This window comes from Vibrio olivae (assembly GCF_042428525.1).
GTDB classification, from domain to species: Bacteria; Pseudomonadota; Gammaproteobacteria; order Enterobacterales; family Vibrionaceae; genus Vibrio; species Vibrio olivae.
In genome coordinates this window covers 920,734-933,242 of sequence record NZ_JBHMEP010000001.1, presented here as the reverse complement: position 1 = coordinate 933,242, position 12,509 = coordinate 920,734, and the positions used below count along the sequence as shown (strand labels likewise).

At 43.0% G+C, this 12,509-nt stretch carries 12 protein-coding genes; 9 read left to right on the top strand and 3 right to left on the bottom strand.

Annotation, left to right across the window (positions count from 1 at the left end; all coding sequences use genetic code 11):
* Positions 1 to 14 precede the first annotated feature (14 nt).
* The 7 genes from pyrD (at position 15) to rmf (ending at position 8,535) form a co-directional block, all read left to right on the top strand.
* A complete protein-coding gene (gene pyrD, locus ACFFUV_RS04255; RefSeq protein ID WP_390189954.1) occupies positions 15 to 1,025 on the top strand; it encodes a quinone-dependent dihydroorotate dehydrogenase in 1,011 nt (336 codons plus the stop codon).
* Between the two features lie 180 nt (positions 1,026 to 1,205).
* Positions 1,206 to 1,751 (top strand): cell division protein ZapC, encoded by a 546-nt coding sequence (locus ACFFUV_RS04250; protein WP_390189953.1) that lies wholly within the window; start codon positions 1,206 to 1,208, stop codon positions 1,749 to 1,751.
* A 553-nt stretch (positions 1,752 to 2,304) separates the two neighbouring features.
* Complete coding sequence (gene rlmKL / locus ACFFUV_RS04245) at positions 2,305 to 4,440, top strand: bifunctional 23S rRNA (guanine(2069)-N(7))-methyltransferase RlmK/23S rRNA (guanine(2445)-N(2))-methyltransferase RlmL (protein WP_390189952.1); 2,136 nt, start codon at positions 2,305 to 2,307, stop codon at positions 4,438 to 4,440.
* The gene (locus tag ACFFUV_RS04240) at positions 4,437 to 4,679 is read left to right on the top strand and encodes a glutaredoxin family protein (RefSeq protein WP_390189951.1); all 243 of its coding nucleotides are present in this window, start codon (positions 4,437 to 4,439) and stop codon (positions 4,677 to 4,679) included. Before rlmKL ends, ACFFUV_RS04240 begins: the two co-directional genes overlap by 4 nt.
* Positions 4,657 to 6,576 (top strand): ABC transporter ATP-binding protein, encoded by a 1,920-nt coding sequence (locus ACFFUV_RS04235; protein ID WP_390189950.1) that lies wholly within the window; start codon positions 4,657 to 4,659, stop codon positions 6,574 to 6,576. The genes ACFFUV_RS04240 and ACFFUV_RS04235 overlap by 23 nt, the downstream gene beginning before the upstream one ends.
* A gap of 11 nt (positions 6,577 to 6,587) precedes the next feature.
* Positions 6,588 to 8,195: a DUF3466 family protein gene (locus tag ACFFUV_RS04230; protein ID WP_390189949.1), complete on the top strand. Its 1,608-nt coding sequence runs from the start codon at positions 6,588 to 6,590 to the stop codon at positions 8,193 to 8,195.
* Positions 8,196 to 8,361: 166 nt separating this feature from the next.
* A complete protein-coding gene (rmf, locus tag ACFFUV_RS04225) occupies positions 8,362 to 8,535 on the top strand; it encodes a ribosome modulation factor (RefSeq protein ID WP_390191843.1) in 174 nt (57 codons plus the stop codon).
* A 125-nt stretch (positions 8,536 to 8,660) separates the two neighbouring features.
* Here the strand turns inward: rmf and fabA are convergent, their stop codons facing one another.
* Together fabA and ACFFUV_RS04215 are read right to left on the bottom strand one after the other, a co-directional pair.
* The gene (fabA, locus tag ACFFUV_RS04220; RefSeq protein WP_390189948.1) at positions 8,661 to 9,179 is read right to left on the bottom strand and encodes a bifunctional 3-hydroxydecanoyl-ACP dehydratase/trans-2-decenoyl-ACP isomerase; all 519 of its coding nucleotides are present in this window, start codon (positions 9,177 to 9,179) and stop codon (positions 8,661 to 8,663) included.
* Positions 9,180 to 9,243: 64 nt separating this feature from the next.
* Positions 9,244 to 10,893 carry a S16 family serine protease gene (locus ACFFUV_RS04215; protein ID WP_390189947.1) on the bottom strand — a complete coding sequence of 550 codons (1,650 nt, stop codon included), beginning with the start codon at positions 10,891 to 10,893 and terminating at the stop codon, positions 9,244 to 9,246.
* Between the two features lie 155 nt (positions 10,894 to 11,048).
* Here ACFFUV_RS04215 and matP point away from each other — a divergent pair, with 155 nt between their 5' ends.
* Positions 11,049 to 11,498 (top strand): macrodomain Ter protein MatP, encoded by a 450-nt coding sequence (gene matP, locus ACFFUV_RS04210; RefSeq protein WP_390189946.1) that lies wholly within the window; start codon positions 11,049 to 11,051, stop codon positions 11,496 to 11,498.
* A gap of 20 nt (positions 11,499 to 11,518) precedes the next feature.
* Positions 11,519 to 11,833, top strand: coding sequence for a DUF3634 family protein (locus ACFFUV_RS04205; RefSeq protein ID WP_390189944.1), 315 nt, complete (start codon positions 11,519 to 11,521; stop codon positions 11,831 to 11,833).
* A gap of 303 nt (positions 11,834 to 12,136) precedes the next feature.
* Here the strand turns inward: ACFFUV_RS04205 and ACFFUV_RS04200 are convergent, their stop codons facing one another.
* A complete protein-coding gene (locus ACFFUV_RS04200) occupies positions 12,137 to 12,508 on the bottom strand; it encodes a hypothetical protein (protein WP_390189943.1) in 372 nt (123 codons plus the stop codon).
* Position 12,509 lies beyond the last annotated feature (1 nt).

The window sequence follows — 12,509 nt, the reverse complement described above, 5'->3', positions numbered from 1 at the left end:
CTTTCGGAGGCACAATGCTTTACCGTTTAGCCAGAGCTGGCTTTTTTCAATTGGATGCCGAAAAGGCACACGATCTTGCCATTCAAAATTTCAAACGTTTTACCGGCACACCACTGGATCTTTTCTATCGTCAACAGCTTCCACATCGCCCTGTCGAATGTATGGGAATCACGTTTCGTAACCCAGTCGGTCTCGCCGCTGGCTTAGACAAAAATGGAGAGTGTATTGAGGCATTTGATGCCATGGGTTTCGGCTTTGTAGAAGTCGGGACTGTGACACCAAGACCTCAACCAGGTAATGAACAGCCTCGCTTATTCCGCTTAGTTGAAGCCGAGGGGATCATCAACCGAATGGGGTTCAATAACCTCGGCGTTGATCATTTGGTTGATAACGTCAAAAAGGCCAAATTCAGTTGTGTACTTGGGATCAATATTGGTAAAAATAAAGACACGCCAATTGAAAAGGGCGCTGAGGATTATCTCATTTGCATGGATAAAGTTTATGAACATGCAGGTTATATCGCGATAAATATCTCATCGCCCAATACGCCAGGGTTAAGAACACTGCAGTATGGTGCAGCGCTTGATGAATTATTGGTCGCTTTAAAAGAAAAGCAGGCACAACTTGCTGAAAAATATAACAAGTATGTACCGCTTGCTTTGAAGATCGCGCCAGATCTTGAGGATCAAGAACTTGAGCAAATCTGTCAATCGTTAATCAAGCATAAGATTGACGGCGTAATCGCAACCAATACCACGTTGGATCGCTCCATTGTTGGCGGCATGAAACACGCCAACGAAGCCGGTGGCCTTAGTGGTCGTCCTCTCCAATCAAGAAGCACACAAGTAATTCGTCAATTGCATGAATTGCTTGATGGTCATTTGCCAATTATCGGGGTAGGCGGTATCGATGATTTCGTCTCCGCGAAAGAAAAGCTGATGGCAGGCTCAACGCTTGTGCAGGTTTATTCTGGTTTTATTTATAAAGGACCTGGGCTTGTCGCTGATATCGTGAAAAATATCTAAAGGGTGACACCGTCACACGCTAATTTCTTTAAATAATTGATTTGACGAAGAGGAGATGAGAAATCATTTCCTCTTTTTTTTCCTTTAAGCGCTTATAAAATTATCAGCACGTTCGGAAAGGTAATTAAGCGTTTTACCTAGCTAGTTTTAAATCAATCACATTTAGAGAGAATTGGAACAATGCTAAAGCCCAATGATAAATGGACTTGGTACTATGATGATGGGGAAGGCTACTTAATGCTGGACCTAGGTCAAGACATGGTATTTAAGACCAACCTTTCTCGAAAACTGATTGTAGATTGTGCCGAAGGCGTCAATGAGTTTTCTGTCGATGATGCATCAGCCTTTCAAACATATAAAGAACAGGTCTCTATGCTGCCTTTAACGCAACCAAGGCAAGCGGAGCTAGTGCTGTATTGCGTTGCGGCCAAGCGTTTCCATAAACCTGTTCAGCCAAAGAGCTGGTTTTTCGATAGTCAAAGTGATGGCAGTTATGTGCCTGAAGAAGGAGACTTAGTCTCGTTGACCAATAGCTATGGCGATAGCCACTTTATCGTTCTAGATGTCGGCGAGAATGCCAGCCTCTGTGCGTCAATAAATTTGGACGAATGTGCGTTAAATGGCAGCAAAACGCTTAAATTTGGAGAAGCGATAAAAGTCATGCATGACCGTATGTTGTGTATTAATCACCAATTTCTTGTTCAACCGATCGCTATGGTTGGTTAATCCCTTTCGTTCCTTTTGTTTCATTTCTCTATCGGCCAAATGGCCGATTTTTTTTACCTTAAATCTGCTGCTCTGGAACCTACGTTCCCATAATCTTTCAAGCAAATGGTCTTGGTTAGTCCTATTTGTCGATTCAATGAATCAAATTTAATAGAGGTAAAAGCTGCTCAAAGACAGGCTTAAATGTGAGATAGGTTAAAAAATTTGTTGATTTATTGAGCTCAATTTTCACTGTTTTACCCTCCAACGTATTCAATGTGCCCCTAATAATTCCTCTATTTTGGCTATTCTGTAACTAAATTACAGTCATTTTGGTAGTTTGGTATAGACCAAAATAACCGTGAATAAGTATTCACTTCGCTTTGAGTCCTGATAGGCTCGTCATCTCGCCGAAAGGATAAAAAGGTGACGTAGGACTGAGTCTTAACTCGAGATAAATGGTGATTAATTGAGCGAACAGCGTGTTAAAGCCAATAAAAGCTAGATAAGGTTTATGTTCTTGGTAAGGAATTGTTTATAATCATGGGTCATTTTCAGAGTTATAAAGAGCACTATGCACCACTATCTCGCGGTTACTTCCAATGGCTTGGAGAATCTACTGGCTGATGAGCTAAAGCAGTTGGGGATCGACAATCCAAAGCCCGTTCAAGCTGGCGTCAAATTTAAAGCGACTAACGAACAGATTTATCGTTGCTGCTTGTGGAGTCGGCTTGCATCTCGCTTTGTTCGAGTGCTATCTGAGTTTAATTGCCAAGACGATATGGACTTGTATCTCTCTGCGTCAGCGATCAATTGGGTGAATCAATTTCATAGCTCAAAGAAGTTTGTTGTTGATTTTAATGGGACCAACCGTGAGATACGTAACAGCCAATACGGTGCAATGAAAGTGAAAGATGCAGTCGTCGATGCTTTCAACAAGCGTAATCTACCAAGACCGACGATCGACAAAGATCAACCCGATCTTCGAATCCACGTTCGACTTCATCGTGATCAGGCATTGCTTGGTATTGATATGGTTGGTGTTGGCTTGCATCAGCGCGGCTATAGACCGGCGTCTGGTAAGGCTCCTTTGCGAGAAACCTTAGCAGTCGCCATCATTTTACGTAGTGGGTGGGAGGCATCTAAAGACCTCTTGGACCCGATGTGTGGCTCTGGTACTTTGCTTATTGAAGCGGCAATGATTGCAGCGAATATGGCACCGGGTGTGAATCGTAAATACTGGTGCTTTGAAGCGTTAGAAGATTTTGACCGTGAGTTGTGGACGCAAATTAAATCTGAAGCGAATGTGCAAGCTAGGCGTGGTGTCAAAAAATATGACGCTAAAATGTTTGGTTTTGACAACGATGAGCAGGTCATAAAAATTGCGCGAGAAAACGCGAAGCGTGCTGGCGTTGACAGCTTAATTGAATTTCATGTCGGTGATGCGGCAAAACTGACGAAACCACAAGAATTCCGTCAAGGGGTTGTCGTGTGTAACCCCCCTTATGGTGAGCGTTTAGGTACTCATCCAGGGCTTATCGCGCTGTATACAGCCTTTGGTGAGCAATTGAAGCAGCATTTTGGAGGCTGTCAGGCATCCATTTTCTCTAGCTCTGATGAATTATTAAGTTGTCTGCGAATGCGAGCAGAAAAACAGTTTAAGTTAAACAATGGTGCGTTACCTTGTCACCAAAAAAACTACTCAATTTCTGAACGTAAAGCGAATGACGATGGCAATAACAGCCAATCATCGCCGATCATCGCCCCAGATTTTACTAATCGATTGAAAAAGAATTTAACCAAGCTTCGTAAATGGGCACGTAAAGAGCAGCTTGATTGTTACCGTATTTATGATGCGGATTTACCGGAATATAACGTTGCGATTGACGTGTATTTAGATCATCTGGTCATTCAAGAGTATTCTGCACCTAAAAATATTCCCGAAGAGACGGCCAAACGCCGTTTAACCGACATCATCCGTGCCGCGATTAATGTGACTGAGGCGGATGCTAATAATGTGATCCTAAAGGTCCGCGAACGCCAAAAGGGCCGCTCGCAGTATCAAAAACTGGCTCAACAATCGCAAACTTTTGACGTTAATGAGTACGGTGTGAAGTTACGCGTTAATCTGTTTGATTACCTTGATACCGGGTTGTTCCTCGACCACAAACTGACTCGTAAGATGCTCGGTGAGATGTCCAGCGGTAAAGATTTTCTTAACCTATTTGCCTATACCGGTTCTGCAACCGTCCATGCAGCAAAAGGCGGAGCTCGTTCGACGACTACGGTTGATATGTCTAAAACCTATTTAGATTGGGCGAAAGACAACATGAAACTCAATGGATTGGTCGGGCGTCAGCATCAGTTTATTCAAGCGGACTGTTTACAGTGGCTTGAAAAATCCAATGAACAATATGATTTGATTTTTATTGATCCACCCACTTTCTCGAATTCAAAACGCATGGAACAATCATTTGATATACAGCGTGATCATGTGCAGTTAATGCGCCATCTTAAGCGATTATTGCGTGCTGAAGGGACAATAGTGTTCTCAAACAATAAGCGGCACTTTAAGATGGATGAGTCGGCATTGAGTGAGTTGGGGCTCAAAGCAAAGAATATTTCTTCGCAGACACTGCCACTGGATTTTTCGCGTAATAAGCACATTCACAACTGTTGGATTGTCACGCATCGTGATGACGAGCAATGATTATCTTATATAGCACCGAAGGATGCCATCTCTGTGAGATGGCATCTGATCTATTCAAGCAACTGAATTTATTGGATGATGTCTCTATCGTTGATATTGCATTTGATGATGCTCTATTTTCTCGTTACGGGGTCACCATTCCAGTGGTCAATATTAGCGGCAATGAACTCAATTGGCCGTTTACTTTGGAACAATTAAAAGAGTGGTTAAATAAAAATGGCGTTACTTACCATTCATAACGGGTTGCTCGCATTTGGCGATCACCCTTTATTAGACAATGCTGATTTCGCATTACAAGAGAATGAACGAGTTTGTCTTGTTGGCCGCAATGGTGCGGGCAAATCGACCCTAATGAAAGTATTGGCAAAAGAGATTCAACTGGATGATGGCAAACTGCAAGTCACGCAAGATGTTGTTGTTTCTCGCTTAGAGCAAGACCCACCACGCAATGAACAGGGAACCGTATTTGATTACGTTTCGGGTGGGTTGGCCGAAGTGGGTGAAAAGCTCAAGATCTATCAGGATCAGTTAGATCTCATAGCCCATGATCCGTCAGAAGCCAATATCAATAAGCTGGCGCGTATCCAGGAGCAATTAGAGCACTCTGGCGCTTGGCGTTTTGAAGATCGCATTAAAAACGTATTGTCAGCGCTAGAACTCGATGCGCAGACCAAGCTGACCGATTTATCGGGAGGGTGGCAGCGTAAAGCGGCGTTAGCGCGTGCGCTAGTTTCAGATCCGGATGTTCTATTGCTTGATGAACCGACGAACCACCTAGATGTGACCACCATTGAGTGGCTTGAGGGATTTTTAAAAGACTTCCGTGGTTCCATCATCTTTATTTCCCATGACCGAGCGTTTATCAAGTCAATGGCGACACGCATCGTCGATTTGGATCGCGGTAAACTTAACTCTTTCCCTGGTGATTACGATAATTATCTGACCGATAAAGAAGAGATGCTACGCGTTGAAGAGATGCAAAACGCCGAGTTTGATAAAAAGCTAGCGCAAGAAGAAGTGTGGATTCGTCAGGGAATCAAAGCGCGAAGAACGCGTAATGAAGGGCGAGTTCGCGCATTGAAAAAGCTTCGCGAAGAGCGTCAAAGCCGCCGTGAAGTACAAGGTAAAGCCAACATTCAAATTGATGATGGAACGCGTTCAGGCAAGATTGTGTTTGAAGCTGAGCATCTGAGTTATCAAATTGATGATAAAACCATTGTCAACGACTTCACTTTCAATATTATGCGAGGCGACCGTATAGCCTTAATTGGTCCCAACGGTTGTGGTAAGAGTACCTTGCTAAAGCTGTTATTGGGTTCACTAACGCCAGATAGCGGTAAGTTACACTGCGGAACCAAGCTGGAAGTGGCGTATTTTGACCAGTATCGAGAGGTTTTGGATCCAGAAAAATCGGTGATCGATAACTTAGCCGATGGTAAACAAGAAGTGATGGTCGGTGGACGTCAACGTCATGCTTTGAGCTATCTACAAGACTTTCTGTTTGCACCGAAACGAGCTCGCACACCAGTGAAAGCATTGTCTGGTGGTGAAAAGAACCGCTTATTGCTGGCTCGAATTTTCCTCAAACCAAATAATTTGTTGGTTCTTGATGAACCCACCAACGATTTGGATATCGAAACTTTGGAACTTTTGGAAGATTTGCTTGCCAATTATCAGGGTACATTGCTTTTGGTCAGTCACGATCGTCAATTTGTCGATAATACAGTGACCACGAGTTGGATTTTTGAGGGCAATGGTGAAATCGAAGAGTTTGTTGGCGGCTATCATGATGCACAGCAGCAACGTGCTCAAGCACAACAAGCGCGTCAAACTTTCGCCCCTTCATCCAAGGCAGAAGCAGACAACACGAAAACCAGTCAAAGTGAAAAAGAGAGTAAACCGAAGGCGAAAAAGCTCTCTTATAAGTTACAGCGTGAACTTGAAGAGTTGCCTGCACGCTTAGAACAACTGGAAAGCGATATTGAGGCACTGCAAGAGCAGGTGAATGACCCTAACTTCTTTGGTCAGGATGTCAGTGCCACACAGCCGGTTTTGGATAAGCTTTCAAAAGCTGAGCAAGATTTAGAAATTGCCTTTGAGCGTTGGGAAGAGCTCGAAGCAATGCAACAGGAATAGTTAATATTAAAATGAGTAGTAAAACATTTAAATTATCAGCCATCGCAGCCACCGTGTTCACGGCATTAAGTGCAAATGCGGCTATTTATAATGTGACACAATATGCACCGGAAGGCACCAACGTTGACACTTATGGCGTGGCCATTCAGCAGTCTGCATCCGGCGAGTCATGTTGGGATAGTGGATCTACATGTCCTACCTCTGATGTTATTGCAGAAACGCAAAAGAACCCACAAGGTTTCAATTACCGTGATGAAGCGCCGTTTTTCTTACGTTATGGGTTTGATTATCTTGATGATGGCCAAGATGGTTTTGAAACCTATTGTTATCGCTTCCTCGGTTACACTGATTCAATTTGTGATGATTGGGCAAGTGAGCAGTGGCAAGGCTATACCTATGAGCGCGCAGGGAATTATGACAACGTGATTGCCTATTCGCAACCGATTGATCCGTCCAATCCATTATTTATCGAAAATACGGCTGTAAACGCCTATAACCAAGACGGTACGATTATCGGTAATGTGCGAGATGGCAGCACAAGTCGTAATCGTGCATTTGTTGGCGGTAGTTTGCTAAATGATGATGTCCACACAGACAGTGATTTTGAAGCTTCTCATGCTTGGGCGCAAGTTTCCGATGGAAGCAAGACTTATACCGTCGGTAGCGTGTCGCGTAATAACAGTACACGTTCAAACACAACGTCATCAAAAGCGACAATTTGGGTGAATAATACGGCGAATGAAATCAATTGGGTGAGTGCTGAAGCCGATGGTTGGGTTATTCCACAAGGCAGCGCGCGCGATATTGTGGTTGATGGCTCTACGATTTATGCGGTGGGTTATAACTCCAACGATGAAGAGCGCCTGATTGCTAGCGTATTTACGTCAACCGACAGTGGCAGTACGTGGTCAAACCGGTTCGTGAGTAACTTCCGCTATGATGTTGAAGATGACTATGCAAACTCAGTTTTAACCTCTGTCAATGAAAATAATGTTGCTATTGGCACTGCAAAAATGAACGAAGCACGCAATGGTGCTTACGCGAACACGTTGTTTTATGTGCCTAACGTCGCTTCACCGCGTTATACCGAATTCTCTGGCAGTATCTTTTTCTCTGGAGCAAATGGCAAAGCGGGGGCTATCAACAATTTTAATGAAGTTGTCGGTACCATTGATTATGAGACTCACCGAGAAATTAACGGTAACCCTCGTGCTCAACGCGGCTTTATTGCACCACTGTCTATCTCAGGAAGTGCAAACAGCCCACGAGACGTCTTTAGTAATACTGCATACTATCTCGATGATCTGACCAATGATGGTTCGGCTTCTTCATCTAATAACCAATATCGCATTTTCGAAGCATCTGATATTAACGATGCTGGCATTATTTCCGGAACTGCTTATTACTGTGCTGGAGGCTACGATACCACCGCGATTGACTCACCTTGTAGTGGCCAAACTGAATCTGTTGTTGCCGTTCAGCTTACACCGATTGCTGATGCAACTAATGCTGATATACAAACCCGCCCTCAAACAGAGGTGACCGTGTCACGTAAGGGTGGTTCACTGAACTGGATGTTATTGACCATCTTAGGGTTTATTCGGTTCCGTAAAAAATAGGTTAAATTTTCATCTAGAGCACAGGTTCACAAAATTGAATCTGTGCTTTTTTTCGCCTTGAGAAAGGGCGAAAATTGATCGATCCTTAATAGTGGAGCCATAAAAGCTCCATGAAGTCGTAACACTATTTTTGTAAGTACAAACCACAGTGTATGAGGATGGTATGATGAAGAGACAGAAGCGTGACCGCCTTGAAAGAGCTCAATCTCAAGGTTATAAAGCTGGCCTCAATGGTCGTTCAGTAGAAGCGTGTCCGTACTCTCAAATGGATGCACGATCATATTGGTTAGGAGGTTGGCGAGACGCTCGAGAGGATAAACAGACAGGCCTCTATAAATAGGTTTCTCCCCATACAATTTTGCCCCTATATTTAGGGGCTTTTAATTACCCCACTAATGCACTATAACTAAATGTCTTGACATTAAAAAAGCGACTCAAGCGAGCCGCTAATAAATTCGCATCCAATTAAAACGCAGAAGTGTCTTGGAACAAACCAACTTTTAAATCTTTAGCAACGTAAATTTCTTTACCATCAACTAAAACACGGCCATCAGCTAGGCCCATAACCAATTTCCGGTTAACGACACGCTTCATATGAATTTCATAAGTCACTTTTTTCGCTGTAGGCAAAATTTGACCGGTAAACTTCACTTCGCCAACACCCAGTGCACGGCCTTTACCTTTACCGCCAACCCAGCCAAGGAAGAAACCAACCAATTGCCACATAGCGTCCAATCCAAGACAGCCAGGCATTACTGGATCGCCAGGGAAGTGGCAGTCAAAGAACCACAAATCAGGCTTAATATCTAACTCTGCTAAAATCAGACCTTTACCAAAATCACCTTCGGTTTCAGACATTTTACTAATGCGATCCATCATCAGCATGTTAGGTGCTGGTAGTTGTGGATAGCCTTCGCCAAAAAGTTCGCCTTGGCTTGAGGCTAGTAGATCGTCACGATTGTATGATTCACGTCTGTTTTGCATTATCACTTACTCCAAGTTTTGATAGCAGCATGTTAGTGAACACGTGTAAGCTAAACAACTCCGATCAGTGTTTAACGAACAAGTTTTTGATACGCTCCACAATAGTAGGCGGATGTTCGTGCTTTTCATAGTTTTCAATGCGTTCTGCTATCTTACTAATGACGCTTGATTCATCTTCGTCTCGAAATGGTTTTCCCATAATTAACGGAATCGCTTCATCAACATTCGACACTGACCAAATATGAAAGTCGCCACTTTTAATACTATTGATCACTTCTTTGTCGAGTGCTAAATGCTTCAAGTTAGCACTCGGTAATATTACACCTTGATGTCCAGTAAACCCTTGGTGTTGGCAAACACGGAAAAAGCCTTCAATTTTTTCATTGAGTCCGCCCACCGCTTGTACACGACCAAATTGGTCCACCGCGCCTGTTACCGCAATCTGCTGATTGATGGGGTACTCAGAAAGGGCACTTACAAAGCTGCATAGCTCCGCTAGTGACGCGCTGTCGCCATCGACTTCGCAGTACGATTGCTCAAATACGACTGAAGCCGAGTAGGGTAAAGGTTCATCGAGCTTTAATGCGCTACTGACGAACGCTTGCATGATCATCATGCCTTTGGCATGTAGGTTGCCGCCAAGCTCAGCTTTGCGTTCAACATCTGAAATATCACCATCGCCGAAGTGGATAACGCAAGAGATACGGGCGGGTTCGCCATAAGACAAAGGATGCCCAGGTACATCAATAACCGTTAAACCGTTCACTTGGCCAACACGTTCACCTTTTGTTTCAATGATGACTTGGCCATCTAGAATGTCGGATAATGCCCGTTCTGGTAGATAATTTTCGCGCTGGCGTTGGTGTTCAAGAGCAAGCTCAATCGATTGTGCGTTAATGCGTGATTGATCAACAAATTCAGCGGCTTGAGAAAGTAGGGTGCGAGTCCATAAAACATCCAAAGGCATATAACCTTGATCTTCAGTATATCTGGCGCCCGCAGCCATCAGTTGATGAAGCCCATCGTGAGTCAACAATGGCAATTGATATTGGTTAATGAGCCAACGAACAAATTCTAAATAAGAGAGAATCGATTGGCTATTCAATGCTATCTCTGTTTCCAACTCTCCAAACATACCGAGGCCGGTCAATAGCTCTGGTTCGATATAGTCAATATCTGCAAGTTGGTTTCGATCGCCGACAACCACGATAGTACACGCACAGTTTTCTATAATCGGTTCTGCTATCAGTGTTTTACCTGAAACATTAAGCGGACTTAATTCTTGTTGCATTAATGCCGCTTTAATAAGACACCAATTGTCACTATTTTTGAGTATCAACGTGGCGGGAATAACCACAATGCCATCTTTTGCTTGTTTCAATAAGCCCGGTTGGTAACGAACCAATTCCCCCGATTGTGAGGTGACATAGCTACCAAGTAACGTTTTAAGATCACAAGATTCAGTCGTAAGTGCCGGTTTATCGCTGATAGCGCGAAGCTTTTCTGCAATAAGGGTGCGATACAACGGGTTATCAGGGGCGTTGACTAAACAAACCTGAGACGCATTGTGCGAACTGGCAAACACCTTTAATGATTGCGCTAATCGTTTTTGGCTGGACCAAAAACTGAATGATGCTAACTCATTAAAGTTATTAATATTTGTGTCATAAATGTCGTAATTAGGTACAAGAGAATGCCAGGTTTCTTGGTTCATTTAAGGTAACTGATTGCTTTATAAGGGGGCAAATTATATAGAAAAAGGGAGATAGGGCATAGAGCTAATGATCTCCATCTTGTTTTATTCAAAAATAATTGTAGTTGACAACGGCTTGGGTTACGCTGTCACTCAAAGGATCAAGGAATACGCTCATGAAATACCAACAGCTCGAAAACCTAGAATGTGGTTGGAAGTGGAACTACCTGATAAAGAAATGGAAAGAAGGCGAAAACATTACTCGTCACATCGATTCCAGTGAAGCTGAAACTGCCATTAAAGCACTGCAAAGCGTTGAGCATGAGCCAACAAAAGTCCTTGAGTGGATCGATAACCACATGTCTTCAGAGCTTGATAATAAATTAAAACAAGCGATTAGAGCCAAACGAAAACGCCACTTTAATGCTGAACAAGTTCACACAAAAAAGAAATCGATTGATTTAGACTACCGAGTTTGGGAGAAACTGTCCCAAAGAGCCAGCGAGCTGGGTTGTACACTTTCAGATGCAATTGAATACTTGTTGTCTGAAGCTTCTCGCAGTGAAAAAGCAAGCAGAACGGTCACCAGCTTAAAAGAAGATCTGAGCAAATTGCTTTCTGAATAATTTACTCTTAAGGAGTTGTTATGTTGTACGTCATTTTGGTGGCTGCTGCCGTCATTTTTTGGTTAGTGGTGATTGATAGACCAATCTTAAAAGTTCGTTTTAAAGACGGGCATATTGTCGGCAACAAAGGTCACTTTCCACCGAAGTTTAAACATAACGTGACAGAGATCGGCGAAACAACACCATTTGATGGTGAGCTAAAAGTCTACCAGCAACGTAGCGGCTTCAAATTGACATTTTCCAACCAAGTCCCAAAGAAGGTTCAGCAGCGAATCCGAAATGTGTTTCCTCACCAAGGATTCAAAAGCACCAGTCACAAAGCCAAGCGTGGTTAGTGCCGCTCAATATGTTTGTCTGGCTCAAAGCCCAATAATGCTCAAATTTTAAAATCTATGGACAATGAGCCTCAAATGTTTCCAGATTTTACGTAGCGTCACCATTATTTCTAATAATTTAACAGTGCGCATTATGTATCTTATGTTAAATTGGTTTTGAGCTAAATTATGTCACTTCCTTTCTTCTATATACTCTCTTCTGATTAGTGGCTTATTTGCGTTAAACATAACTATTTACCATAAAATACCTAATAATCAGTTTGTTAATCTTCGAATCTCATCCTGATTATTAGGTGCTGTGCCTTAGTCTAATGAAATTGTAACTAGGTAATTCGAATTGTTTGAGTTAGTTAGCGTTAAAATAACGTCACTTTGTTGTGGTTGCAGTAATACTTCCCAGTAGTTTACGCGATTCATAACGCTGTTTTTTGCGGAACTCAGGGTCCAATCCATTTCTGGCTTGGCGATTTTAAGGCTATTTTGTCGCGTCTTTTGCACTTCAATTTGCTCTTCACTGATATCAAGCATGCAGCGCCCAGCGCTTATCTGACATTGGATGTCTGTTTCCTGTTTAGGCTCATGAGTAAATGTTCTCCAGAAAAAAGCCACAACTAAAATGGTTAACATGACGATTATTTGTGCGAGCCGCCCCGGTGTCAGTTTTTGTGCTGGCATT